The following is a 26,907-nucleotide window of genomic DNA, read 5'->3' as shown; positions in this document are numbered from 1 at the left end:
CTGTTTTAAAAAATTACATTAACGCAATAACCAGTGCTGCAATGCCAATAATGGTTAATATAATGGCGTAAATCCACCATCTATCTTTTTGTATCATTTCATCGGAAACTTCTTCAACACTTGAATTGGTTTCAACAGCAGGAATATTGGCTAAAATAGATTGCCGAGAAGGTATATTTTCTGCAGCTTTTGCCGATACAATTTTAATTTGTTGAAAAGATAATGTTTGCTGCAATGCCATATTGTTTTGCAAAGGCCTGAATAAAACTTCACCATCAGGATTTAGCAATAAGGTTCCAATTCCCGGTAATAATACACCACCTTGTTGTAATTGTATTTTAAGTTCGTATGTGTAATCTGTAAAAAGTTGAATAGCTGCAACCTCTGTTATATTGAGTTGTGCTGCAATTGATTTATAAAACTGATGGTCGGCTTCAACAGTTTCAGTTGAAAAACTAATTTGAGTAGCCGGAGCGGAAACTGATTTTTGGGCCCAATTTACGCTTGGCTTATCCTTAATTAATTGAAACAAACCTAAGCCGGGTATTCCCAAACGTTCATTTACCAATAAATAGGGCAACAACAACTCTTTCATGTGTGTGCATTAATGAAACGAATATACGATTCCTCCCAGAACATTAAAACCTAAAACCTGGTATTGGTTCCAACGTTCATACTTATTATTGAATATATTATTGAATTGAAGCCAGATATTCAAGCTTTTACTAATTGAAAATTCGGCACCGGCATTCATGTCAATAGCAGCGGGTAATTTACGCGAAGCCAAAGAAACCGGATCGCGGTATTGAGACCCATCCCATAAAAACAAATCAGATTTTATGGAAAAATCTTTCGTTAACTTATAACGTAGCGTACCGGTAACATCCAAAGGCAATAATCCCCATGGTTTATCATAAACCTGTTGTTTGGTATATTGTGTGTAATCCATTCCGGCAATAAATGAAAATTTTTCCTGATCGGTATAAGTAACTTCACCATGTAATTTTAAAGCTTGCAATCCTGTTTCATTCAAAACAACAAACGACTGCGATTTGCCTGCAGCAGTATCATTCACAAATAAGGGCTGATTGCTGATTTGCAAAAATGAAATTTTACCTAACCAAGTAAAATGCTTCCCGGCATTGCCTTTTATTCCTGCATATTGTTCAGTAAATTTTGTGTTGAACAATGCTGTAGGTTGTGCAATAAATGGATTGATGGCCGCTAAACTTTGGTAAGAATTTTTTTGGTAATACCCTTGCCAACCGGCTAAAACAATCAATTGGGTTTCGGCTATATTGGCCTGCACATGCACATCGGGTAAAAGTGAAAATTGCTGATTATCCCATGAAGGTTGCACCCCTGCTTTAATTTGAATATTAGGAACTTTAAAAAGCAAAGCCGGCGCTACATAAAATAAGTTATTATTAATGGTATTGGTTGGGGTTTGTAAATGCGTTATGTCGGCTAAACCCGTTACCTGAAAAGTTAATAATTTTCCTAGGGTTTTACTAATCGGTGCTTTAATAACCGCATTTAATTCACTACCCTGCCGATTATCAAAAAAAGAAGAAATCCCTACCTCGGGATGGTACGCAATGCCATAATCGTTAGGTTGGGTGGTTTGCAGGCCAAAGTTTGCACCTATGGTATTAAATTGCTGCTGCAATTGTTCTTTGGTAAAATTGTTATTGCCGGTAAACCCGTACAAATATTGATTGCTGTTATTATAATAAATTTTACCGGTAAACTGTTGTTGATGCGGTAATGCGAAAACGCCATTCGCATCAATGCCGCCCAACGAAAAGTTTTGGAAGGGTAAATTTCCTTTTGAAGCAGTATATTTTCCATGCAACATAATGGCCGATTTTTGTCCATCGCCCAATGCTACCCCGGCCTCAGCATAAGGTGTTGCATAATTACCGTAACCAACTTTTATGTATTTATTCTTTTCCCAATGCAAAGAGGTATCCTGTACTAATGCCAATGGTTTTATAGAAACCGGGCGATAAGAAAAAGTTAGATTTTGCGAAGGAATACTATAAATTAAAGGTATAATGGAAACATCGGTAGGTGCAGTGGCTGCAGTAAAATTAATTTTAGCAGCACTGCGTAAAGAAGGCTTAAATACAGAGGTAACTACCACTACTTTAGGGCTTACCGTGTCACGTAAATCGTTTACAGAAATGCTTTTGGGTGCCACAACAGTTGCAGTTGTTTTTGCTTGAACTGCAGTAGATTTATGGGTAGTTGTTTCTTTTTTATGAACAGCAGTATGTTGCTTTGATTTATGCTTTTTTTGCTGTGGATGATGTTTTTCAGCCCTTACATTGGGCAAAAAAGCACAAAGTGCAAAAGAAACTAAAAATATATGAAGTTGATATTGCTTTAGCATGCTTAAACTAATTAAATATATTGTTAATTGGTTTTTGGTTGTTTATTCTTTGCGGCTTGTACCATAGCCAGTTTATCTGCTGCTTCTTTTTTCAATGCTTCAATAGTAGCATTTTCTGCCACACTTTTATAGGTTGCTTCCGCATTAAACAAATCGTTCTCTTTAAAATAAATATCACCCAACAATAAATAACTATCCGTTACCCAATACTCATATGAGCCGTATTTTTTTATTACTTCAAAAGCTGCTTTTTCAGCGGCAGGAAGTTGATTTTGCAAATACAAAATTTGAGCAATACGGTATTGCGCTTCGGCGCTGTATTCAGATTTACCTAACTTAATTACCTGTTGATAAGCATTTGCAGCATTGGTTAAAGCACTGTCTGATTGAAAATTTTTAGCCACAATCATATTAGCCATCATTCGGTCATCTTCAGCTGCACCTTTTTCATTTAGAATATCTTGTGCATTCGCCACTGCATCTTTCCATTGTTGTAATTTGTACTGACAACGTAATAAACCACGCATGGCTTCTAATTTATTTTCTTGCTGTGTGGCAATTTGTTTTAATTGTTCATAGTAAGTTTCGGCAGTAGTGTAATCTTTTTTATCAAAGTAAGCAATTCTGGCACATTGCAATACACTTCTTTCTGCGTAAATATTAGGTGCTTTAGCAGCAACAGCAGCATAATAAGTAAAGGCATTCTGAGGATCTTTATTCATTAAATAAATTTCCGCCATAAAATAGTTAGCCTCAATATTATATTTACCATCAGGAAATTTCGCCAAATAATTTGCATAACCTTTTTGAGCAGCATTAAAATTGGCCGCATCATATGCCAGTTGTGCAGAACGGAATGTTAAAGAATCTTCTTCACTATACGATACCGGCTTGCCGTTTTCCTTCATAAAGGCTACGAATGCATCAGGCTGATGATTTTCTAAAAATATATTCCGAATATACTCTATGGCTTCATCACTTTCCGGTGAATTGGGATAGTGAGACACCAACTGTGTAAAGTTTTGCAGCGATTGGTTGTTTTGGTTTAGGTTGAATGTACACACACCCAACTTCAAGTAAACTTTCGGCCATAAAGCGGCGGCATCATTATTTTTTAAAATATTTTGCAAATAAGGAATTGCAGCATTAAAATTTTCAGCAGCCATATAGGTGTTGGCAATTTCAAAATTGGCTTCACTGGCAAACTCAGAATTGGGGTACTGCTTAATAAGTGATTGTAGTAAATTAATTTTTTCGGAATTTTTATTATAGGCACCTGCAATAATAGCTTTTTGGTACAAAGCATAATCGGCACCTTTGGCATTCATATCAATTACTTTATCATAAATGGTTAATGCCGGCTTATAATTTCTATTCATGAAATAACAATCACCTGAACGTATATACGCATCTAACTGCACGGGAGTTGGATTGAAAGAAATGGTTTTGGCAACTTGTTGAAAATTACTGAGTGCCTCGCTATACATTTCCTTTTTTAATAAAGCATATCCCAAATTATAATGTGCATTAATCGGATTTACTTCGCCCAAAACAACAGGATTTTTTAAATAAGCATTATCATATTGTATGGCAGCATCAACATTACCGTTTCTGTATGCAATTTCACCTAACCAGAAATAAGCGTATGGTAATTGCGATTCATTATAAGGCACTTGTAATAAACGAACTAATAAAGCATTAGCCTCATTTACACGCTGATCGTTCAGCAATTCAACAGCCCTACCATATAAAATTCGCGGATATACTTTCTTAACGTTTTCACTTTGAGACGGTAAGCTTTCAAACAACATTAATGCATCTTTATAATTGCTTGTGTTAGCCAATACGCTTACTTGAATTTCTTTGGCTTCTTGAATATAAGGCGATGAGGGATAATTGTTGATGAAATTTTCCAACTCACGTTGAGCAATATCAAAGTATCCTAATTCGTAACTTAATTTTGCATAGTTAAAAATGGATACTTGTTTTTGAGTTGGGTTAGCATTATTGGTTGCACAAAACAAAAAAGCATTTCTTGCGTTGGCTTTTTGGCCTGTTTTTAAGTAAGCATCCGCTAACAAATACATACTATTTTGGGCTAATGAATCTTGTTTCCCGCCCAACTCTTTAAATCCTGTAATACTTTGCTGATAATTGCCGGTAGCATAATAACAATAGGCTAATTCATACACATCTTCACGGTTAGGGGTTGGCGTAGCATTAATGTATGCTTCTAAATATGATTTAGCACGGGCATAATCTTTTTTATCAAAATACAAATGACCAATTAACTGTTTTAATGGTAACTCATAATACTGATTGCCAGCTAATAAAGCAGCTTCGGCATACAATAGGGCTTTATCGTAATTCCCTTGGAAATAGTAAATCTCTGCAATATAGAAAGGAACAATGTTTTTGTACGTCTTGTCTTTTTCAATTATAGTAAATGCCTGCAATGCAGCTGCATAGTTTTTTTCGTAAAAACAAATAAAGCCATAATAATAATTCGCATCAATATAATTTGGGTCGGTTTTTATTTGCCTGATAACATCAAACAATGGTTTGGCATCATTAAATTTTTGTAAAGTAAAATAGGCATAAGCCATATGAAATTTCAAAGTAGAAATTTGGCTATTACTTAAATTATCAATACCTGCTTTTTGATAATAAGTAAGTGCGTCCGTATAATTTTTTTGTTCAAATAAATATTCAGCCAAATAAAAACTCATCATTTGCACCAACGGTGTAGTGGTTTCAAGGCTAATGAATTCAGCAGCTTGTGAAGCTGCAGCGGCATTTTTTAAATACAGTTCACAGGCAATGGTGTAAAATTTTATTTCCTCACGTATGGTGGCATCATTAAGTGTAGCACCGTATTGCGGATTTTGCAAATTTTTAAAAACAGGATAAGCTAAACTATATTCATTGTTTTGAAAATACTCTTTAGCCTGCTTAAACAATGCGGCGGGGTCATTATTTATTTTTGTAGCCTGTGCATAACCGGTATACATGCTAGCACTAAACAATACATATAAAAAAAAATGTTTTATCTGCATATAATTGAAACGTGTATTATGAACAAAGATTATGAACGGAATCTTAAATAAACGCAAAATAAGTTTAAAGTTAATACCCTCACTTTGTAACCAAATACCATTCCACATTTTGTGGATAAACAGTAAAGCTTAATACCTTTACCAACAAATTTTTAAAAAAAATGTATCAAAGTAGCACACAGATTAGAGTTAGATATGCAGAAACGGACCAAATGAATGTGGTTTATCATGGCAATTATGTTCAATATTTTGAAGTTGGACGAACAGAAAGTATTCGCCAATTGGGTTTTACTTACAAGGATATGGAAGCTATGGGTATTATAATGCCCATTGTTGAAATACACACAAAATATTTACGCCCGGCGCATTATGATGATTTATTAACTATTACCACTACTTTAAAAAACTTACCAACCGATCATAAAATTGAGTTTCACCAGGAAATTTTTAATGAGCAACACAAATTAATAACCGTAGGCAGGGTGGTTTTGTATTTTATTAATGCAAAAACAAAGGAAAAAACAAATATGCCCCAACATTTATACGAAAAATTGGCCGTTTACTTTAAATAACAGGCGCAAACGCATGTTACAATACACAAAATGCCGTTTAAAAATATAATTGGGTTTTAAAATATTAACTACTTTACTTTTGCAGGCAATTTTAGTGATATGAATACCATTTCTGCCTCTATTATTACGATAGGCGATGAACTACTGATAGGACAAGTTATTGATACCAATAGCGCCTGGATGGCTCAGGCATTGAATAAAATTGGCATTCCGATACATAGAAGAATAGCTGTTGGCGATAAATGGGATGAAATTTGGCAAGCGCTTGACCAAGAGAGTGCTTTATCAACCCTTATCTTCATTACGGGCGGATTAGGCCCTACTTCAGATGATATAACCAAGCCCCTACTGTGTAAATATTTTGGTGGAAAATTAGTGTTGCATCAACCCACCTTACAACATGTTGAATATTTATTTGAACATGTTTTTAAGCGAGGACTTCCATTGTCTGAAAGAAATATAAAACAAGCAGAAGTACCCGATAATTGTACTATTATAAAAAACGAATTGGGTACTGCACCGGGAATGTTGTTTGAAAAAAATGGGTGTTTATTTTTTTCATTACCGGGTGTTCCGCATGAAATGCAGGGATTAATGCAAAATGAAATTATTCCCTTATTACAACAACGGTTTACTTTAGGTAGTATTGAACATAGAACTTTGTTAACTGCCGGTATAGGCGAATCAATGTTGGCAGAACGATTAGTAGAATTTGAAAAATCATTACCAAAGAATTTATCGCTAGCCTACTTACCCAATTATGGCATGGTTCGTTTACGCCTAACACTAAACGGGGAAAATGCTACGGAAGTAAATGCAACCATTAATACTTATTTTGAAAACTTGAAAGCATTGGTGGCCGATGTAATGATAACCGATAAAGATGAACCACTTGAAGCCGTAGTAGGCAGAATTTTATTGGAACAAAAGAAAACCATTGGCACTGCTGAAAGTTGTACAGGCGGTTACATATCTCATTTAATTACTTCCATTCCGGGCTCATCCTCGTATTATGAAGGAAGTATTATTAGTTATTCTTATGATATAAAAGAAAAAGTGTTACACGTAAATAAGCAAACACTTGAAAAATATGGTGCAGTGAGTGAAGAAGTAGTGCGTGAAATGGTGCAGAATGCACAAGAAATGCTACATACCGATTATGCTATTGCAGTTAGCGGTATTATGGGACCCGGCGGTGCTACACCCGATAAACCCGTAGGTACTGTTTGGATGGCCGTATCGGGAAATCATAAAATTATTACTAAAAAAATGCATTTCCGTTTCAATAGACAACGCAATATTCAATTAACTGCAGCTAATGCGCTATTGCTTCTTATTCAACTAATGAATGACAAAAATTAACATTTACATTAAATTATTGCTTATTGGCAAAAATCGTGTGCAGGTACCATGCTAAAACACTATTTTTGACCCTGAATTTTACTGTTGAATAGGCTATTAAACGATTGCTGCCAACATTACTAAAGTAATACTTCAACAGTATATTATCACCAAAATTGTATTTTATGGCTTTAGCAGATTTAGTGATGCCCAAAATGGGTGAAAGTATTATGGAAGCTACTATTTTGCGCTGGCACAAAAAAGTTGGCGATGTTGTAAAACAAGACGAGACCGTGCTTGATATTGCAACTGATAAAGTAGATAGCGAAGTACCCAGTACTGTTGCGGGAACTATTAAAGAAATTTTATATAATGTTAATGATGTGGTTCCGGTGGGTGCCGTATTAGCAAAAATTGAAGTGGCTGATACTGCAGGAAATTCATCTCCTGCGCCAACACCAATTCCCGCTGCTGCCAAACCCGAAACCAGAAGCATGCAGGTTAATGCCAACGGACAATTTAAAACCTTGGAACCTGCAATACATGATGAACCTGTTGCTGTTCCATTTGCACCTAATGCAGCACAGATTAATAACAATACTTCAGGCAACAACCGCTTTTACTCACCATTAGTTTTAAATATTGCCAATAGTGAAGGGATTAGCATGGCCGAACTGGAAAATATACCCGGTACGGGTGCAGAAGGCAGGGTATCTAAAAAAGATATTTTACAATATTTATCCGATAAAAAAGCAGGAAAAGTAAAACCTGCTGTTGCACCTGCGCCTCAACCTGCTAATCCTGTTGTTAATGTACCCCATATTATTGAAGAAGAAATAAAAGCAGTTCCGGAATCACCGGCACCCATTACCATTCCTCAACAAAATGTGGAAATTATTGAAATGGACCGTATGCGCAAACTAATTGCCAAACACATGGTTGATAGTAAGCATACCAGTCCACATGTAACCAGTTTTACTGAAGCCGATGTTACCAATATGGTACTATGGCGCAACAAAGTAAAAGACAACTTCGAAAAAGTTGAAGGCACTAAAATTACATTCACACCCATGTTTATTGAGTGTATTGTAAAAGTTTTAAAGCGCTTCCCTATTGTAAACAGTTCTGTTGATGGCGATAAAATCATCATCAAGAAAAATTTGAATATAGGCATGGCCACTGCCTTACCTAACGGTAACCTAATTGTGCCGGTTATTAAAAATGCAGAAAATTTAAGCCTGGTGGGTTTAACCAAGGCTGTGAATAGCCTTGCTGACAATGCCAGAAATAATAAATTAAAGCCGGATGATACCCAAGGTGGTACCTTTACTTTAACCAATGTGGGAACTTTTGGCAGTTTAATGGGAACCCCCATTATTAACCAACCACAAGTTGCTATTTTAGCAGTAGGTGCCATCAAAAAACGTCCTGTTGTTATTGAAACAGATAAAGGCGATTATATTGGCATTAGACACATGATGTATTTATCCATGAGCTATGATCACAGAATTATTGATGGTAGCATCGGTGCCAGCTTTTTACACGAAGTTGCCAAAGAATTTGAAGCATGGGATGTAAACCGCGAATTAAAATTGGTAGTTCAGGAACATTACATTGATTAATAAAAATAGTTAAACACAGAAAAGCGGCTTGGATACATAATCCTCAGCCGCTTTTTTATTGAATAATTCTTCTGAATTAGTTAACTGTTTCCAAGCCCCAATCTCTTCCTTTTAAAATGGCAGGAACGCCCTCCGTTATCCATTTTGCAGGTTTTGCACCCTTTAAAAGCCAGTCGAAAAATTGTTGCTCTCTAATTTGAATATCTTTTCTGTTTCTACGTTCAACTAAATTGTGTGCTTCACCATTATAAACCAATAGCCAAACCGGTTTATGTAAACGGCGCAAAGCAGTATAAAATTCAATGCCCTGATACCATGGCACAGCACCATCTGCATCATTACTCATAATTACGAGCGGTGTTTTTACATTTTTTAAATGAAACAAAGGGGAATTCTCAATATATAAATCGGGTCTTTGCCAAATATCGGCACCAATGCGGCTTTGTGTTTTTTCATATTGAAACTGCCTATTCACACCACTTTCCCATCTTATACCTCCATAAGCACTAAACATATTTACCACCGGTGCACCTGCCCATGCAGCTTTATACAAATTGGTTCTGGTAATTACATATGCAGTTTGGTAACCACCCCAACTTTGTCCCTGAATGCCTAATTTGGTGCTATCTACAAATCCTAATTTTACCACAGCTCTTGTTCCACTTACAATATAATCATAGGCACTTTGCCCCGGATGCCCCTTGGTATACCAAATGTCCGGAACAAAAACAACGTACCCCCTACTAACATAAAATGAAATATTTAAACGTGATGGCGTTGGTGTAGGTGGAATGTAGTTGTAAAGTGTTTGATTGTTTCTTTCATAAAAGTAAACAATCATCGGATATTTTTGCGTAGGCACAAAATTTTCAGGTTTATACAAAATACCTTCAGCCATTTTCCCATTGTAGGCACGCCAGGTAAATAAGGTAGCTGTTCCCCAATTGTATTGCTGCTGTTGCGGATTAATAGCTGTTAATTGTTGTGGTTGATTAATGGTAGTTGCCGGTTTATTCAAAACAAATACATTGGGGCTATTTTGATAGTCTTCCATTGTAAATATTAATTCTGTTGCATTTTTATCAAGCTCAGTTCCACTGATAAATTTAGGAACATTTAAAAGTGTTTCGTTTTTACGCAGCCAGGGCTGTTGTTGATTATTAGCAGGCATTGATAAGGCAATTCCACTAAACTTGTTTTGTTCATTAAACAAATGCAACCATACATCCGCATTTGCAGGGATAAATGTTTCATCTTTCACATTAATATAACGGTATTGCATTTTAGTAGTTCGGCCATTGGTAATTTTATGTGATGCTAATTTTGCCGACGGATCTACCTGCCAAATATCAAATCGGTCATATATCCACACATAACTATCATTACCTGTAAATCCTGCTATGCCATAATTTGAAGGATCATCGGGAACATCATTAGTCTCATCGTATAAAGGCGTAGTAATATCATTAGCTATGGCATACAATTTATTGATATCGGCATTGTAACAATAATACTTTCTCAACACTTCATTATACAATACCAGGTATTTTCCCGTACTGGAAGCATATATGCGTACTTTTACGTTAGCAGCTATTTTTTGCTTGTCGCCATTTTCGGGGTTTATTGCATACACATCTTTAAACGTATATCCTTGCCACTGCTTTTGAACCCTTCTGCCGGTATCGGTATAGGTATAAAAATACTTACCATCGCCTTTGTTGGTTTCTACTACATTTTCAAATACGTTATTAGCCAATTGCACCATTGTATGTGTAGTAAAATCATAACGAGCTAAATAATTCTTTTTCAAATTCCTTTCTAAATTTTTTAATTGAGCCGGCATTATATCATCATCATTATAATGCCAAATATCTAGACCGGCTTGTTCAAAGGCTGGTACAGTAGTATCTTTTGGTGGTAAAACAGGTGCTGTTCCAAAAAATAATCTTTTGCCTGATTCACTAAAATGTGTATTGCTAAAGGCACTTACACTCCAATTTAAGGGCATGCCTTTGGTATTACGGTTTACAATTAATGTAGCACTATCTGCACCAGCTGTATAGTAATACAAACCATAAAACTTTTGCAATGCTTTACTGCTGCTGTCTTTTTCTGCAACAAATGATAATTGTTTTCCGGATTCATCAAAAGTTAGAGCACTTACCTCATGCAGGCCATTTGCTACAGTAATGGGTTTGTTTTGGCTCAGTTGATAATACTTTACAGAAAAATTTTCAGGCCCTATCCATTCACTCAATAACACTGCAGTACCCCACTTAGACACAATAGCCTGTTGCACTTTATGTATAATTTCGGGTTCGGTATTGGGTAAACGATAAATATATAAATCAGTTTTAACTGGTGATTCTGTATTTTTTGAAAGAGTATCACTCCCTTTTTTTATGGAAGCATTAAAGTTGGCGAAACCCTTTTCTTGCAATAACTGTAATTGCTTTTTTAAACTGTCTTCTAAATGTTGTGTACCGGAAAGTTGCTTTTTAAGTTGCTGAACTAAACTTGCAGAATCATTTTTTGCAGGTGTGTGAGCAATCATATTCTCTTTTAAGCAAATCAATAGGTTATTCCCTTTTTCGGGCAATAAAAAGCTTTGAACCGCGGCAACTTTTGTAATAGAGCCGGTTTGTATATTAATGATAGCCATACTGTCTTTCGGCATATTTTCCGGCTTCAGCTTTTTAATTTTTGCCTCACGAATTTGTTGATACAAAGGTTTTATTTTACATACAACAAATGCTGCATCATTTGTTATTTTGGCTTGATAACCCCTGGGAACGCTATCAACGGTATCCCACTGCTGTTTTTGGGTATTATATTTTCTAATCCACAAACAGCCATCCCCCTCTTGTGGTACAATGGTGTATGTAACTATTTCTCCATTGTTACTTATTTGCTTTTCTCCAATACTTTGCCAACTATCATAAACGGAATGATCTAATACTTTTTTTTGTGCTAGCAGAGATGATGTTGCAACTAAAGCAGCAATTAAAAATAAAAATTTTCTCATATGCATTTTTTGTAGACCTACTAAGATAATTAAATGCAGGAAATGCCATAAAAAACTATTGATAAACGGATGTGAAGAAATTTTATGTTCCTCAATTAACACAAATGGCTTGTGTAACTTACTTGCCGGCTGTTTGTTCCGGAATTAGGTATGATAAAGTTTGGTTACCCTACGCATTTGAATGATGACCGATAATGCAATGCAAAAAATACCCCAATAAAAACTGCTGTTCAAGTATTTATTTTCATGAAATAAAACAAAAGCCAATAATATACCGTAAACCGGTTCAAGATTTAATGTTAGATTTTGAGTAAATGCAGAAATATTCCGCAATGCTTTCAACATTAATTCCATGGCTAAAACAGTACACAGCCAGGCAAGTATCAGTAACCAAAACAAGTCGGGCATCGTTGGAATCCACTTTGCTGTAGGATTTTGCTGTAAATAAAAAGGCAACAAAATGGTTAAAAGTAAAAACCCGCCTGTCATTTCAATCAACATAATGGTTTGCGGTGCTTCCTTATGAATATTTTTTTTATTGAATATGGAAAATAAAGCAGCAATTAATGCCGAACCTAATCCAAATAAAATACCTGTTCTAAATTTTACATCGAAGTGAAAAATAATATAGATGCCCAGTAAACTCAATAAGCCCAAACCAACTTCTACTGCATGGGCTTTTTTTCGATTGAACAATGGCTCCAATACAGCCGTGAAGAATGAGGTTGCTGCAAAGCATACCAACCCTATTGATACATTAGCCAATTTAATGCTTGCATAAAAAAATACCCAATGCAAAGCAATAAGCACTCCAATACTCAAAAACAAAAATATATTCCGAGGTGTAATGGCGAATGTCTGTTTTCGCCAAAGTAATATGATCAATAAAGTAATGGCGGTTATTCCCATTCTATACCAAACAAGCGGCAATTCATTTAATTGAATGAAGACGCCTAAAATTCCGGTAAATCCTGCCAACAAAACAGAAATGTGGAGTTGTATAAGCGATTGCTTCATGAAAAGGAAATGAAGAAAAAATTACTGTACGTCAGTTACTTGTTGAACAATTTCAGGAGTAGAAATGGCTGCAACCTTTTTTCGATAGTTTTTAAACATACTCAGCCATTGAATTTTAATAACACCAAATACACCTTCTTTTAAAATGCCTTTACTCATTTTACTCACGCCAATTTTTCTATCAATGAAAGTGATGGGGACTTCTTTAATTTTAAAACCCAATTTCCAAGCCGCAAATTTCATTTCAATTTGAAAGGCATAACCTACGAAAGTAATGGCATCAAAATTAATTGTTTGCAATACTTTTCGGGTATAGCAAATAAAGCCTGCGGTGGGGTCGTTGATGGGCATGAATGTAATAATGCGTGTATAGATGGCCCCTCCTTTTGAATATAAATGACGGTCTAATGGCCAATTTTCAATTTTGCCGCCGCGCACATAACGGCTGCCAATAGCCACATCTGCACCATTGTATTTACAAGCTTCGTATAAACGTTCTAAATCGTTAGGATTATGGGAAAAGTCGGCATCCATTTCGAATATATATTGATATCCGTTAGCCAATGCCCACCTAAAGCCATGAATATAAGCTGTACCTAGCCCCAATTTCCCTTCTCTTTCTTCTAAAAACAAACATCCTTTGTATTTGGTCATTAAATTTTTTACGGCCAAAGCAGTACCATCGGGCGAGCCATCATCAATTACCAATACATGGTAATTTTGATTCAATGCAAATACAGTATCTACTATTGAAACAATATTTTCAACTTCATTGTAGGTAGGTATGATAACTAATTTTTCCAACGTATAAATATCTTAAAACTGAAAGTACGAAGTTCTTTCTAAACAGCTGCTAAATGGTTTACTAAAATTTACAAATCTTCAGCGATTTTTAATTTTTATCTTTTTTCAAATAGGTTCTATTCAATATTTCGGTGAACTTTTGCTTGGTATTCATTGGGAAATCGCCTTTCATCATCCAATCGTAATATTGCGGTTCTTCTTTCAAAACCTGAACCACCGGCTTGCCTTTATGCTTGCCGAAATTAAACACTTCCACACCATTAACCTTTATGAACCTGCGAGCAAAATCAACCATATCATCTTCACCCGAAAATTTAGCCAACTCTTCTGTAGTTGTTCCAATGTCGCCGTACCTTTCTACTTGTGCTTCTAAAATTTCCCAAGTGGCAACAGCATCTGCTTCTGCACTGTGTGCCCCATCTAAATTTTTGTTGCAATAAAATTTATATGCTGCACTTAAAGTACGTTGTTCTTTTAAATGAAATATTTTTTGCACATCAATAAACTTGCGGCCTTCGGTAGAAAATTCCTGCCCCGCTCTGGCAAATTCTTCAATTAACATAGGGATATCAAACCTATTGCTATTATAACCACACAAATCTGCATTTCCAATAAATTGTTTTATTTCATTGGCTACTTGCTTAAAAGTGGGCGCATCTTTTACCATTTCATTGGTAATACCATGCACATCGGAAGCAGCTTTTGGAATGGGCATTTCAGGATTAATTAATTTTCTTTTTACCTGGCGGGTTCCATCGGGTAAAATTTTTACAATAGCAATCTCTACTATTTTATCAGCACCAATATTTACACCGGTAGTTTCTAAATCAATGGTAGCAACAGGTTTGCTAAGCTGAATTTTCATATTGTGCATTTTCAAATATAAATAAAGGATTTATGGAAAACGAAAATAAAGCAGTTTGTTGTTAATAAAAATTTAGTTAGGGATATAATTGCTTTTTAATGCTTCCAAATCTAACCCATCGAAATTACCACTACTCATTAATAAAAGATTGCTATTGATTTTAGGCTGTTGTTGTAACCAGCTTAACAAGGCCTCCTTGTTATGAAAAATGGCTAAATTAGATTGATTAAATCCTGCTCGTAAAAGTGTTTCATCAATGGGCGGCATTTTTTTTATGGCCAATGCATGTTCGGCATAAAATACAGCACAGGAATCGGCTTTTTCAAATACACCATTGTATTCTTTAAAAAAGTTGGCATTTAAACTACTATAGGTATGCAATTCAAAAACTGCGGTTAAATGTCTTTGCGGGTATTGTGTTTTTACCGCTTCAATGGTTGCTTTTACTTTGCTGGGAGCATGGGCAAAATCGCGGAAAATGGTAATGGAATCATTTGCCAATATTACTTCTAATCGTTTACTGGCACCTGTGAAGCTTTGTATAGCTTTTAAAAATACTTCAGTAGTTACCCCCAGTTTTCTGCATACCCAATAGGCAGCATGTAAATTGTACAAGTTATGATTACCAAAAACTTTCAAGGGCACCGTAGTGTCTTCCATGGTTATGTAAGTGATACCAGCATCCACTTTATGGGTTGGTAAAGTGTAGGGAATGTATTGAATATCTTTTCGGGTTTGCTGTAATACTAATTGTTTTAAAGTAGCATCTTCTGCATTATAAATTAAGGTACCCCCGGGTTCAATTTTTTCAATGAAAATGGAAAACTGTTGCAAATAGATATCAAACGTAGGAAATACATTAATGTGATCCCAAGCTATACCGGTTATTACGGCAACATTGGGAAACAGAAAGTGGAATTTAGGCCTTTTATCTAAGGCGCTGGCCGGGTATTCATCGCCTTCGCACACAATTACAGGCGCATTGGTAAGTTGCACAGATTGTGGAAAACCATTCAATTGGGCACCCACCAAATAATCAAAATCAAGATTGGCTTGTTTTAAAACGTGCATAACCATGGCAGTTGTGGTAGTTTTACCATGGCTACCCCCTATTACTACCCGAATTTTATTTTTGCTTTCATTAAAAATAAATTCGGGGAAAGAATAAGTGGGAATACCCAATTGTTTAGCCTGCATTAATTCGGGATTATCATCCCTTGCATGCATACCCACTACAATTGCATCTAAATTATTAGTAATTTTTATGGGAAACCATCCCAATTCATTAGGTAGTAATCCGGCGTTTTTTAAGTTGGAATAAGCGGGTTCAAAAATTTCATCATCCGAACCTGTTACATGGTACCCTTTCTGCGCTAAAGTAATAGCTAACTGATGCATAACATTGCCGCCAATGGCAATAAAATGAATATTTGGCATAAAATTTATTCTCTACTTTTTCGTTAATGTGCATAGATAATTAAAAAATTTGCATAAAAGCAACATTTTGTAACGAATTCTTATCTTTGATTTTTGCGGTAAAACCGCAGCTTGAACAAATAGCTATTTTATGAAAAAAATGTTAATTGCCTTAGTGCTTTTGGTTATGGTAGCTTTTACTGTCAGCTCCTGTGTTTCATCACGGGGAAGAGGCTGCCCAACCACCAATAAAAACTACTTTAAACCTTAATGGGCTTTTTTTTGTTGCTTTGCATAAAAAAGCAATAATGAACTGGATATCACTTACATCAGAAGAACAATTAGCGCAAATACAAGAAGCCTCCTTTCTGAAGCCACAGGTTATTTTTAAACATAGTACTCGCTGTAGTATTAGTAGTACTGCTTTGCATCGTTTGGAACGAGCTGAGGCACCAGCGGATATTGATTTCTATTATTTAGACTTAATACAATATCGTTCGCTGTCGGCAAAAGTGGCCGAAGTTTTTAAGGTAAAGCATGAATCTCCTCAAATTTTACTCATTAAAAATGGTCAATGTGTTTATCATGAAAGCCATTTCGCCATTGCTATGGAGGAAATAGTTGAGAATGCACTTTCACATTAATCTACTATTTTTGTAGGAAATTAAAAATATGCTTCATTGGTTGCAGGCCCCTTGGCCTTGGTATGTTTCCGGACCATTAATTGGCTTAATGGTTCCGTTATTGTTATTATTAGGCAATAAAGTTTTTGGCATTTCATCCTCATTAAGGCATGTGTGTGCGGCCTGTTTGCCGGCAAAAATTCCTTTTTTTCAATACAATTGGAAGGCAGAGCAATGGAATCTGTTCTTTGTTGGCGGCATTATCATAGGGGGATGGTTGGCAAGTTCCTACCTAACCAATGGTATGCCCTTAAATGTCAATCCTAATTTAACGGAACAGCTACAAACCTATCAAATACAGGAAAGCAATAGCTGGGTGCCAACGGCAATTTTTAGTTGGGAAGGACTCTTCACCCTTCGCGGATTTATCATGATGGTGATTGGCGGATTTTTAGTGGGATTTGGTACCCGTTATGCCGGTGGTTGTACTTCAGGCCATTCCATAAACGGATTAAGTAATTTACAATTACCCTCGCTAATTGCCACTATTTGCTTCATGGTCGGCGGATTTATTATGGCTAATCTTATTTTACCCTTCATTTTAAAACTTTAAGTGATATGCAAAATATTACTGAGCAATCCTCAACTAATATTATTCACCATACCAATACACTCAATAATACCGATTTTGAGGTAAGGAGTCTTGATGCCATGTGTACTAATGATAGTCAATTAAAACATCCGTGGTGGTATAATTTAAAATATTTGGCAGCAGGTATTTTATTTGGCATTATTTTAATTAAAGCGGAAGTTATTTCCTGGTTCCGCATTCAGGAAATGTTTCACCTGCAAAGTTTTCATATGTATGGGGTAATAGGTTCTGCCGTAGTTACCGGTGCATTGTGTGTTTGGTGCATAAAAAAATGGAAATTAAAAACCATACATGGCGAGCCTGTTCAATTTGTAAAAAAACAATTTAATAAAGGACAGATTTATGGTGGGCTTATTTTTGGTTTAGGTTGGGCTATGACTGGCGCTTGCCCGGGGCCATTGTACGCTTTAATCGGGTCGGGTATAACCGTTATTGCTGTTGTACTGCTAAGCGCAATGGTTGGTACTTGGGTATATGGTGCTGTGCGGGAAAAATTGCCACATTAGTGTTTTCACTATTAACGTAACCAACTATTTTGCATTTAGCCATTTCCGCAAAACCCAGTCGTTTTGTACATCATTACCTAAAATAAATTGTTGTTCACCTACAATTTCAAACCCCATTTTTTGGTAAAATGTAATTGCCGATTTATTCTGCTGCCAGGCAATTAACCAAAGTTGTTCTAAATTTTGTTGTTGAGCCAAATTTTTGGCAAATGCAATAAACTGTTTACCAATTCCTAACTTTTTAAAAGGCTCATTAACATAAAGCCTGGCAATTTCCAAACCATTTGAAAAATGTAAACTATCCGGTTGTGTATGGTAAGATAGTTTACAATAACCTGCAAGATTTTCATTGAGCCAGGCAAAATAAAATTCATTGTTGGGGCTATTCCATTCATTGCGTATAGCTGCTTCATTCATGTGTTTATTTAAATAAAGCTGCATATCCTGTTCGGTATTAAATGCTTGGTAGGTATGGTAAAAAGTAGATTGACTAATTTCTACCAATAATGGTATTTCATCAGCAGTAACTTTTTTTATCATTAAATGCGAAAGCATGGGGACAATCAACAGCAAAATTATTGAAGAAACAACTCATTTAATTATCCGGCAAAAGTGGCATTGGCAGATAAAGGAATATCGGTTACTTGCCCATTTTCGGTTTTAAGCATACGCGAAGGATAACGATTGATAACAATAAAATCGTGCGTTGCCATTATAATGCTGGTACCATAATCTTTTGTAATTTGAAACAGCAACTGCATAATTTCATCACTTGTTTCAGGATCAAGGTTACCGGTAGGTTCATCGGCTAAAATAAGTTTGGGCGAGTTTAATAAAGCACGAGCAATATCAACCCTTTGTTGCTCGCCACCGCTAATTTCATAAGCCATTTTAAAGCCTTTGCTCTTCAAGCCAACCTTATCTAACACATCATTTATTTTTTCATTCATTAAATGTTCATCTTTCCAACCGGTAGCTTTTAAAACAAAACGCAAGTTTTCATAAATATTTCTATCGGTTAATAACTGAAAATCTTGAAAGACTACTCCCAGGTTTCGTCTTAAATATGGAACTTTTTTCCAATTCATTTCTCTAAGATTAAAGCCCACTACGTTACCCTGCCCTTCTTTCAAAGGTAATTCGCCATACAAAGTTTTTAGTAAGCTACTTTTACCCGATCCGGTTTTACCTACCAAGTAAACAAACTCTCCCTTTTCTATTGTAAAATTTACTTGTTGTAAAATAAGTGCCGAACCCTGATAAATATTTGCGTTTGTAAGCGTTACAACCGATTCCATAAAAAATTAATTTTTTATAACAACGTTTAAAATTAAGTAAAATTGAGCAAGCAAAATTGTTAATATGTGTATTCTATGCTGCCGAAGTTGCCTTCAATCACCAAATTATTTTTATTGGCAGCTTCTGTATGACCAATTATAGCTGCATCAATATTGAATTGTTTAGCAATATCAATCATTTTTTGAGCTGCTTTTTCATTGGTAAAAATCTCAAGTCTATGCCCCATATTAAATACCTGAAACATTTCTTTATAATCAGCACCGGAATTTTGTTGTATCAACTGGAATATAGGTGGAATCGGTAATAAATTATTCTTCACCACTTTTAAAGTTTGTGGTAAATATTTCATGCATTTGGTTTGTCCACCGCCGCTGCAATGTATCATTCCGTAAATATCATTGAACTGTTCTTCCAATAATTGCTTTACCAACGGAGCATAGGTTCGGGTGGGTGATAATAATAATTGACCAATGGTATAAGTTTCATTATTGACAACCCATTCATCAGTTAATTTTTTATTGCCAATATACACCACATTTGACGGCAAGCCGGTTTCGTAAGTTTCAGGATATAGTTGAGCATAATGCTTGCTTAACACATCGTGGCGAGCACTGGTTAAACCATTGCTTCCCAATCCACTGTTATAGGTTGTTTCGTATGTAGCTTTACCACTACTGGCAAAACCAACAATTACATTACCGGCACTGATTTTATGATTGGTAATTAACTTTTGCTTAGGCCAGCGTGCTGTAATGGTTCCATTTACTGCAATGGTACGAACCACATCGCCTACATCGGCAGTTTCGCCACCTAAGTAATGAATATGAACACCATGCGCAGCAAGTTGATTGAAAAATGCTTGTGTACCATTAATAATTTGCTCAATTACTGCACCATTAATTAAATGCTTGTTTCTATCAATGGTTGATGCAAAAACCATGTTATTATAAATACCAACACAAAGCAGGTCATCTATATTCATAGCAACTGCATCCTGAGCAATGCCTTTCCAAATATTAACATCGCCGGTTTCTTTCCAATACAAGTAAGCTAAAATAGATTTTGTTCCGGCACCATCGGCATGGCTAACATTAATCATTTGCTCATCACCACCTAAAAAGTCAGGATATATTTTACAAAATGCATGTGCAAATAATCCCTGGTTTAAATGCTTAATGGCCTCATGTATTTCTTCTTTTTGGGCTGAAACGCCGCGCTGCGCATATAATGACATGAAAAAAAATTAATGTGTTGTTTCGGGCAAAGTTAAACAAAGCATCCATACAACAGCAATTGGCTGTTTTTATAGTTATGCTTTACTGTACATTTGCTGTTAAGCCAATAAAATCATTCAATTTTTTTGGCTTTTGCAAACAATACAAAGAACCATGCAGGTACATTATAATATTGATGCATTGCCCCATTTTAAAAATTGCGTAATTACCATCGGCACTTTTGATGGCGTACATATTGGGCATACTACCATTTTGCAACAACTAAAAGAAGAAGCAGCAGCAGTAACCGGCGAAACAGTTGTTATTACCTTTCATCCGCATCCTCGAAAAATTGTGGGCGATGTTCCGGATATTAAAATATTAACCACTTTAGATGAAAAAATTTCATTAATTGAAAAGCAAGATATTGACCATTTAGTAGTAGTGCCATTTAATGAAGCATTTTCGCAACTAAGTGCCGATGCATATATTAAAAATTTTTTAGTAGCAAAATTTAGGCCGCATACCATCATTATCGGGTACGATCATCATTTTGGCCACGATCGCACCGGCAATTTTAGTTTATTGGAAACGTATGGTAAAGCCATGGGATTTTTAGTAAAAGAAATTCCTGTTCAAGTAATTGAAACAGCAGCCATCAGTTCAACCCGCATTCGGAAAGCATTGTTACAAAATGATATTGCTACAGCCAGCCATTTATTGGGTTATGATTATTTTTTTTCAGGAACCATTATTTCCGGCGATAAAATTGGAAGAACCATTGGCTACCCCACGGCCAATATTCAACTCAATAACACCGACAAATTAGTACCCGGCGATGGGGTTTACGCGGTGTATTGTTCGGTAAATGCCGGTAAAAATAATTTATCTGCTTATTCCTCATTAAAAGGGATGATGTACATTGGAAGTCGACCCGTTGTAAATGGAAAACGCAGAGTAATTGAAGTAAATATTTTTGATTTTAATGAAGATATTTACGAATGTACGATGCAGGTTACGCTAAAAGCGTTTATTCGTGGGGATATGCCATTAACTAGTTTACAAGCTTTGCAACAACAATTAGCATTAGATAAACAAGCCGTATTAAGCCAATTGGTTTAATACAAATCATGCATTAAAAAATAATTTTAGCAGTTAATTCCTTTAATAAATCGGCAGCGGAACTGCCGGCATCGTTAATACCAATACTTTTTAAATTGTATTCATGCAGCAACAATAGTATTTGTTGTGTTTTTTGATGCGAATAATTTTTAACTGCAGCCATATGGTCGGCAATGGCAGTGGGATGATTACTGCCAATAATGGTTACCGGATTTTTACTGCTGCCTTCTGCATGCAGCATTAATACACGGCAAAAGAAATTATGAATGGCAGGTAAAACTAATTGTAACGGACCAGCCTTGGGGTTGGCATCAAAGTATTGAATTATTTTTATGGCTTTAGCCATGTTTTTATGTGCAATGGCACTTTGCAATTCAAATACATTAAACTCCTTACTTATTCCTACATAGGTTTCAACATCATCATCCGTAATTTCTTTTTTCCCTTTTAAGTTTAGGGTTAATTTTTCAATTTCGTTGTATAAGCGACTTAAATCATTACCAATAGCATCAACCAATAAACCCAAGGCTTTGGGTTGAATAGAGTAACCTAATGATTGGGCCGTTTGCTTTACCCATGCAGGCAATTCATTTTCATATAGCCGACGGGTAGTTAGTAATTCGTGTTTTTGTTTTAACAGTTTGGCCAGTTTCAAGCGGCCATCTAATTTTTTTTCTTTATATCCAATTATTAAAATGGTAGTGTTAGATGGATTTTCAATATAGGCTTCCAATTTTTCAATATCCTTCATTTGTTGGGCTTCTTTCAACAACACTACTTGTTTATCGGCAAACATGGGATAACGCCTGCAGGCATTAATTAATTGAGCCCAATCTGTATCACGCCCGTAGAGTATGGTTAAATTAAATTCCTTTTCTGTTTCGGAAAGCAAGTTGCTTTCAGCATATTGCATTAAATGGTCAATGTAATAAGTTTCCTCCCCTTCCAGCCAATAAATAGGTTTAAAAACTTTCTTTTGCCAGTCGGCCAAAATTTTTTCATAACTCATACCGGCAAAAATAAGTAGTGATTAGTGTATTGGCATACAATGCTGAAAATGTTAAAAACAACAACTTTCTCACCACTTTTAATTCACAACCACAACCCTACTTTCAGGTAAAGCAGGCAGGTTTAAAAATTTTAGAATAATGTTAGCAGTTACCACTACATCGCGTTCACAATAGTGCACTATGCGGGGCAAGTCATTGTCTTTATAATAAACATCCTGCACCATACTGCCATCAATATCTGTTTTAGAGGTAGGAATTTGTAATACTTCAGCCAATAAATCTAATGAAACATAATTTTTGTTATCCCCAAATTTCCACCAATTTAAAGTATCCATCATTCGTACTTCCCAAGGTTTTCTATCATGCAATTGCAAACATTCCGGTAAAGGCAAACCATTAATAATTAAACGTCGGCAAATGTAGGGTATATCAAATTCCTTAATATTATGTCCGGCAAAGGTAAACCCATGATGAATTTGGCTCATTTTAGTACATAAAGCAGAAAAAGTTTTTAATATTTCTGTTTCATTATGCCCATATATACTTTTTACTTTTAAACAAATTTCCCTGGCCTCATTTTCATAAAAAAAAGCGGTTGAAATGCAAATAATTTTACCAAATTCAGCCAATATTCCGCCCCTTAAACGATAACTTTCTTCCGGTGAAATATTTTCTGGCACGGTTTTAGAAATTTTATTCCACCATAACGACTGAACCCTTTCCGAAAGCTGATGAAAGTCGGCATACTGTGGAACGGTTTCAATATCCAATACCAATAAATTACTAATTTGCATGAATTTAATTTTAAATAAATAGCACCTTAAAGTTATGTTGAACGAACCATTAGACCATCAACCCAAGCAGAAAAAAGATAAACGCAACTTAGTTTACAGCCTATTTGTGGTGTTGTTATTAGGTACTTGGGCATATATTATTTATGATAAAAGTGTTACCACCCACTCAAAAGAACAATTGCAAACCCAAATAAATGCCATTGACAGTTCAAGGGCAGAGCTAAAGTTGGAATTTAATGCCACTTCGGCCCGATTAGACTCATTAACCGGCAAGCATATTCAGTTAATTGATAAACTGGCCGATAAAAACAAAACCATTCAACATTTAAAAAATACAATTGCCGGACTGCTGCAAAAACAAAATATTACAGCCACACAATTATTAGAAGCCAGAAAAATGATTGATGAATTGAATGGCAAAGTGAATGATTTGTATAATGAACTGGCTTTGCTGCAAAATAAAAATCAAGCATTAACATTAGCTAATGAGCAGTTAAATAATGAAAAATTACAATTACAAGACACATTGAATAAAACTGTAGCATACAATCAATATGTTACCAATGAGGCTTCAACACTGCATGCTTCAAACTTTAGCATAGAAGCATTAAAAGTGCATAATAATGGCAAAGAAAAAATGATTACGGTAGCCAAAAAAACAGATTTATTACGCATAAGTTTTGATTTAGATGCTAACCGAATTGCACCCAGCGGTGAAAAAGAACTGTTTATTTGCATTGTAAGCCCTGATGGTAAAATTATAACTTCGGGCAATACCATAACTACCCGATTAGATGGTACAATACCTTATACAACCAAAGTAACCGTACAATATGAACAAGGTAAAACAGCTTCGGTAAACATTAACTGGCGTAACAACGGCAATTATGAACCCGGTGATTATACCATTATTGTTTATCAAAATGGGTACAAAATTGGGCAAGGATCCATATTACTTAAAAAAAGCGGCATATTCGGCTAAAAATTCCCAAAAAACATCAATAAATAAGTATTTTTAAAAATTAATATTTTTTATATTATAATAATACACAAACAAAGATTATTTTAGTACTGTAAAACATACAACTATGAGTTATACAACACCAACAGAAAACCCGCAAAAACAATCTTCATCAGGAAGAGACAATCGTAAAACTTTTTATGGCATATTAATAGCCGCATTGGTATTAACCTGGGGTTATATTATTTACGATAAAAGCAAAACAAAAGAAATTATTACACAAAAAGACACCCAAATTACAACGGCATTAACTGCCAAAGATTCATTACAGGTTTTATTTAATGATGCCTCTGCAAAAGCAGATTCATTAACCGGAAGTAATGTAAAATTACAAGGTGCTTTAGCTGAAAAAAACAATGAAATTCTAAAGCTAAAGTCAAACATCAGAAGCATTTTAAATAAAAAGAATGCCACAGAAGAAGAGTTAAAACAGGCCAAAGCCATGATTGCTGAATTAAATGCAAAAATTGACAGCCTGTTTGCTGAAATACAACAGTTAAAAGGAGAAAATCAACAATTAACTGCTGCCAATCAACAGTTAACTACTGAAAAAACACAATTAACCAATCAAAACACCGAGTTACAAAGCAACCTTACCAAAACACAAACAGAAAAAGCGAATATAGAGGACATTGCTTCTACTTTACATGCTTCCAACATTCAGGTAAAAGCTGTTATTGTGAAAAAAAGCGGTAAAGAAGTTAGCACCAACAATGCAAAACGTGCAGATATGTTTGTTATTACCTGCAATATTGATGAGAACAGAATTACACCAAGCGGTAAAAAAACCTTGTATGTATGTGTAACCAATCCCGATGGAACCCCATCAGGCACAGAAGGTACATTTAAATTACGTGATGGCAGTGATAAAGCTTATTCAAATGCAGTTGAAGTAAATTATGAACAAGGCAAAACCTTACCCGTAAGTTTTAATTGGAAACCCGGAAGCAAATTCACCGGTGGTAATTATAAAATTGAAATATACAACAACGGATTTAAAATTGGTGAAGCCCAAAAAACCTTGAATAAAGGAGGATTTTTAGGCCTCTAAATAATTAGCCACTCAACTAAGAACACAACCGCCTCACATTATATTGGGGCGGTTTTTCTTTTTATTACATACAGATATTAACATACAGATAGCAAAAAAATAAACAACCAAAAGTATTCATAAGTATATTGCACCTATGGCAAAAAAAGTGAAACAATCGAAACAAAAAAAAGAAGAACCGATTATATTGGTTACCAACGATGATAGCATTGGCGCACCGGGAATAAAAGCATTGGTTGAAGCAGTAATGGACTTAGGAAGAATTGTAGTAGTAGCACCCGATAAGCCGCAAAGCGGAATGGGACATGCCATAACCATAGGCCACCCACTTCGGTTACAAAAAGTGGCATTTATTGATGGCGTTGAAGCATACACCTGTAATGGAACTCCCGTTGATTGCGTGAAACTGGCTGTTGACAAAATTTTACACCGTAAACCCGATATTTGTTTAAGTGGCATTAACCATGGCGCAAACCATAGTATTAATGTAATTTATAGTGGTACTATGAGTGCCGCTATGGAAGCAGCTATTGAAAGCATTCCTTCTGCCGGTTTTTCGTTATTAGACTATAGCATGGAAGCTGATTTTACAGCAGCCAAAATATATGTTAGAAAAATTACAGAACAACTACTAAAAAGAAAGCTACCCAAACACTTACTATTTAATGTAAATATTCCTGCATTAGATGCAGGCTTAATTAAAGGGATTAAAGTTTGCAGACAAGCTTATGCTAAGTATGAGGAAGATTTTATTGAACGTACAGACCCACATGGCAGAAAATATTATTGGCTTACCGGCGATTTTTTGAACTTTGACAAAGGAAAAGATACCGATGTGTGGGCACTGAACAATCATTATGTAAGCTTGGTTCCCGTAACCTTCGATTTAACTGATTATGCTTTAAAAAAAGAATTAGAAACCAACTGGGACTTATAATGTTTTTACAAAAAGATAATACAAAACTGGGTATAATATTAGGCTTGTTAGCGCCATTAGCCGGCATATTTGGCTTTTATTTATGGCGGTTTCAACGTTTAACCATTACAGAATTTATTCAATATTTAGGCATTGAAAAACATTTAATTACTGCCATGTTAAGCTTTGCTTTATTGGCCAATGCTATTGTATTTACGCTATACATCAATACAAGAAAAGATAAAACAGCTAAAGGCATTTTTGTTGTAACCGTAATTTATGCTATTGGTGTATTACTATTAAAACTGTTTTATTAATAAAAAAGTTTGTACACAACAACGTTTTAAAATGTTGCAACTACAGTCACAATTGCCTGCACACTTAATAAATAAAAAAAGTATTAATGATGTAAAAATTTATCTAAGCCTATTGAATTAATTTGTCTTCATTAATACAAGTTTAACCTTTTAGCAAATTTGTATATAACAGTTTGCAAAAAAAAGCAACCTTTTGCAAGATTGCTTTTTAAATATATGCGTTTGTCGGCTTGCCTACCAACAGTTCGAACTTTTTAGAGAGTTTAACC

24 protein-coding genes are annotated in these 26,907 nt (G+C 35.3%); 11 read left to right on the top strand and 13 right to left on the bottom strand.

Features of this window, described 5'->3' with window-relative positions; all coding sequences use genetic code 11:
- Nucleotides 1-13: 13 nt before the first annotated feature.
- From LX80_RS00120 to LX80_RS00110, 3 genes are read right to left on the bottom strand one after another with little or no spacing between them, the layout of a single operon-like run.
- Complete coding sequence (locus tag LX80_RS00120; protein WP_111293024.1) at nt 14-595, bottom strand: hypothetical protein; 582 nt, start codon at nt 593-595, stop codon at nt 14-16.
- Between the two features lie 9 nt (nt 596-604).
- On the bottom strand, nt 605-2,395 hold the full coding sequence (locus LX80_RS00115) for a TonB-dependent receptor (RefSeq protein ID WP_111293023.1): 1,791 nt from the start codon (nt 2,393-2,395) through the stop codon (nt 605-607).
- A gap of 23 nt (nt 2,396-2,418) precedes the next feature.
- The gene (locus tag LX80_RS00110) at nt 2,419-5,451 is read right to left on the bottom strand and encodes a tetratricopeptide repeat protein (RefSeq protein WP_245897883.1); all 3,033 of its coding nucleotides are present in this window, start codon (nt 5,449-5,451) and stop codon (nt 2,419-2,421) included.
- A gap of 161 nt (nt 5,452-5,612) precedes the next feature.
- Between LX80_RS00110 and LX80_RS00105 the strand changes: the two genes are divergently transcribed.
- From LX80_RS00105 to LX80_RS00095, 3 genes are all read left to right on the top strand, one after another.
- Entirely contained in the window at nt 5,613-6,023 is a 411-nt protein-coding gene (locus LX80_RS00105; protein WP_111293022.1) for an acyl-CoA thioesterase, read from the top strand.
- A 99-nt stretch (nt 6,024-6,122) separates the two neighbouring features.
- On the top strand, nt 6,123-7,385 hold the full coding sequence (locus LX80_RS00100; protein ID WP_111293021.1) for a CinA family nicotinamide mononucleotide deamidase-related protein: 1,263 nt from the start codon (nt 6,123-6,125) through the stop codon (nt 7,383-7,385).
- A gap of 164 nt (nt 7,386-7,549) precedes the next feature.
- Complete coding sequence (locus LX80_RS00095) at nt 7,550-8,986, top strand: dihydrolipoamide acetyltransferase family protein (protein WP_111293020.1); 1,437 nt, start codon at nt 7,550-7,552, stop codon at nt 8,984-8,986.
- Nucleotides 8,987-9,062: 76 nt separating this feature from the next.
- On the opposite strand, the gene LX80_RS00090 is transcribed toward LX80_RS00095, so the two are convergent.
- The 5 genes from LX80_RS00090 to LX80_RS00070 all read right to left on the bottom strand — a co-directional run bounded on the left by LX80_RS00090 (nt 9,063) and on the right by LX80_RS00070 (nt 16,134).
- Nucleotides 9,063-12,011 carry an alpha/beta hydrolase family protein gene (locus tag LX80_RS00090; RefSeq protein ID WP_170120342.1) on the bottom strand — a complete coding sequence of 983 codons (2,949 nt, stop codon included), beginning with the start codon at nt 12,009-12,011 and terminating at the stop codon, nt 9,063-9,065.
- Nucleotides 12,012-12,155: 144 nt separating this feature from the next.
- The gene (locus LX80_RS00085) at nt 12,156-13,028 is read right to left on the bottom strand and encodes a DMT family transporter (RefSeq protein ID WP_111293018.1); all 873 of its coding nucleotides are present in this window, start codon (nt 13,026-13,028) and stop codon (nt 12,156-12,158) included.
- A gap of 21 nt (nt 13,029-13,049) precedes the next feature.
- Nucleotides 13,050-13,832, bottom strand: coding sequence for a polyprenol monophosphomannose synthase (locus LX80_RS00080; protein WP_211307665.1), 783 nt, complete (start codon nt 13,830-13,832; stop codon nt 13,050-13,052).
- A gap of 88 nt (nt 13,833-13,920) precedes the next feature.
- Entirely contained in the window at nt 13,921-14,697 is a 777-nt protein-coding gene (locus tag LX80_RS00075; RefSeq protein WP_111293503.1) for a 3'-5' exonuclease, read from the bottom strand.
- A gap of 72 nt (nt 14,698-14,769) precedes the next feature.
- Entirely contained in the window at nt 14,770-16,134 is a 1,365-nt protein-coding gene (locus tag LX80_RS00070; RefSeq protein WP_111293016.1) for a UDP-N-acetylmuramate--L-alanine ligase, read from the bottom strand.
- A 287-nt stretch (nt 16,135-16,421) separates the two neighbouring features.
- Between LX80_RS00070 and ytxJ the strand changes: the two genes are divergently transcribed.
- The 3 genes from ytxJ to LX80_RS00055 are packed head-to-tail and all read left to right on the top strand — an operon-like array spanning nt 16,422 to nt 17,894.
- Complete coding sequence (gene ytxJ / locus LX80_RS00065) at nt 16,422-16,757, top strand: bacillithiol system redox-active protein YtxJ (RefSeq protein WP_111293502.1); 336 nt, start codon at nt 16,422-16,424, stop codon at nt 16,755-16,757.
- 28 nt (nt 16,758-16,785) lie between these two features.
- Entirely contained in the window at nt 16,786-17,349 is a 564-nt protein-coding gene (locus LX80_RS00060; protein ID WP_111293015.1) for a YeeE/YedE family protein, read from the top strand.
- A 5-nt stretch (nt 17,350-17,354) separates the two neighbouring features.
- Nucleotides 17,355-17,894, top strand: a complete 540-nt coding sequence (locus tag LX80_RS00055) for a YeeE/YedE family protein (RefSeq protein ID WP_111293014.1) — start codon at nt 17,355-17,357, stop codon at nt 17,892-17,894.
- A gap of 24 nt (nt 17,895-17,918) precedes the next feature.
- On the opposite strand, the gene LX80_RS00050 is transcribed toward LX80_RS00055, so the two are convergent.
- Genes LX80_RS00050 through LX80_RS00040 form a run of 3 tightly spaced genes read right to left on the bottom strand, consistent with a single transcriptional unit; the run spans nt 17,919 to nt 20,427 of the window.
- A complete protein-coding gene (locus LX80_RS00050; RefSeq protein WP_170120341.1) occupies nt 17,919-18,434 on the bottom strand; it encodes a GNAT family N-acetyltransferase in 516 nt (171 codons plus the stop codon).
- A 59-nt stretch (nt 18,435-18,493) separates the two neighbouring features.
- Nucleotides 18,494-19,192: a cell division ATP-binding protein FtsE gene (locus LX80_RS00045; protein ID WP_111293012.1), complete on the bottom strand. Its 699-nt coding sequence runs from the start codon at nt 19,190-19,192 to the stop codon at nt 18,494-18,496.
- 59 nt (nt 19,193-19,251) lie between these two features.
- Nucleotides 19,252-20,427, bottom strand: a complete 1,176-nt coding sequence (locus LX80_RS00040; RefSeq protein WP_111293011.1) for an AIR synthase related protein — start codon at nt 20,425-20,427, stop codon at nt 19,252-19,254.
- A gap of 154 nt (nt 20,428-20,581) precedes the next feature.
- On the opposite strand from LX80_RS00040, the gene ribF reads away from it, so the two are divergent.
- A complete protein-coding gene (gene ribF / locus LX80_RS00035) occupies nt 20,582-21,529 on the top strand; it encodes a riboflavin biosynthesis protein RibF (protein ID WP_111293010.1) in 948 nt (315 codons plus the stop codon).
- Nucleotides 21,530-21,542: 13 nt separating this feature from the next.
- Here the strand turns inward: ribF and holA are convergent, their stop codons facing one another.
- Together holA and LX80_RS00025 are read right to left on the bottom strand one after the other, a co-directional pair.
- Nucleotides 21,543-22,538, bottom strand: coding sequence for a DNA polymerase III subunit delta (holA, locus tag LX80_RS00030; protein ID WP_111293009.1), 996 nt, complete (start codon nt 22,536-22,538; stop codon nt 21,543-21,545).
- A 78-nt stretch (nt 22,539-22,616) separates the two neighbouring features.
- Nucleotides 22,617-23,333: a ribonuclease H-like domain-containing protein gene (locus LX80_RS00025; protein ID WP_111293008.1), complete on the bottom strand. Its 717-nt coding sequence runs from the start codon at nt 23,331-23,333 to the stop codon at nt 22,617-22,619.
- A 34-nt stretch (nt 23,334-23,367) separates the two neighbouring features.
- Here LX80_RS00025 and LX80_RS00020 point away from each other — a divergent pair, with 34 nt between their 5' ends.
- The 4 genes from LX80_RS00020 (at nt 23,368) to LX80_RS00005 (ending at nt 26,638) form a co-directional block, all read left to right on the top strand.
- Nucleotides 23,368-24,315 carry a hypothetical protein gene (locus LX80_RS00020; protein WP_111293007.1) on the top strand — a complete coding sequence of 316 codons (948 nt, stop codon included), beginning with the start codon at nt 23,368-23,370 and terminating at the stop codon, nt 24,313-24,315.
- 106 nt (nt 24,316-24,421) lie between these two features.
- Nucleotides 24,422-25,405, top strand: a complete 984-nt coding sequence (locus LX80_RS00015; protein ID WP_111293006.1) for a hypothetical protein — start codon at nt 24,422-24,424, stop codon at nt 25,403-25,405.
- 136 nt (nt 25,406-25,541) lie between these two features.
- A complete protein-coding gene (gene surE / locus LX80_RS00010) occupies nt 25,542-26,342 on the top strand; it encodes a 5'/3'-nucleotidase SurE (RefSeq protein WP_111293005.1) in 801 nt (266 codons plus the stop codon).
- Nucleotides 26,342-26,638, top strand: coding sequence for a hypothetical protein (locus LX80_RS00005; protein ID WP_111293004.1), 297 nt, complete (start codon nt 26,342-26,344; stop codon nt 26,636-26,638). Before surE ends, LX80_RS00005 begins: the two co-directional genes overlap by 1 nt.
- Nucleotides 26,639-26,907 lie beyond the last annotated feature (269 nt).

The organism is Hydrotalea sandarakina (genome assembly GCF_003254115.1).
GTDB lineage: Bacteria > Bacteroidota > Bacteroidia > Chitinophagales > Chitinophagaceae > Hydrotalea > Hydrotalea sandarakina.
Note: the sequence above shows the minus strand (reverse complement) of the source record. Positions and strands in the feature narration are given on the sequence as shown.